At 70.3% G+C, this 543-nt stretch carries 1 pseudogene; it reads right to left on the reverse strand.

Annotated elements, in window-relative coordinates:
- A pseudogene (locus KUM32_RS38605) lies at window positions 1-412 on the reverse strand (iron-siderophore ABC transporter substrate-binding protein); the annotation flags it as partial.
- Window positions 413-543: the final 131 nt, after the last annotated feature.

Here is a 543-nt window from a genome sequence, read left to right on the forward strand (position 1 = left end):
TCTCGTAGTTGGGGCCCGAGTCGCCGTTCTCCATGATGACCTCGGGGCGGGTGTCGCCCCACTTGTCCTTCACCCACGGCCACTGGGTGTTGATGTCGGGGGACTTGCCCGCCGGGTTCGGGTACTGGTCGACCATGCCGACCGGCTTGACGCCGAGCGCCAGGACGGCCTGGTCGTCCGTGTAGCCCACGGTCACGACGCGGCGCGGGGCCTTGGTGATCTCCGTGGACCCGAAGGCGTGCTCCACGGTGACCGGGAAGGTGCCGCCACCGGCCGCCGGGCCGGCGTCGCTCTCCTTGTCCGAGGTGTCGGAACCGCATCCCGCGAGAAGGGTGACGCCGAGGGCCGCGGCCGACAGCGCCGCCGCTATCCGCCGCCGTGGGCCTGCCAGCATCGTTCGGGGGAAAGGCATGCGTCATCCCTTGCTTTCGCACTGTCCACGGCGACCCCGCGGGGCGGCCATACGATATGCCGTTAATTTAGGCCAGCCTAGCCTAACGGGTGCCCTCCGCTGTCGGCCCGCCCAGGGGGCTCGTTCCGGCC

The organism is Streptomyces sp. AC627_RSS907, assembly GCF_019049165.1.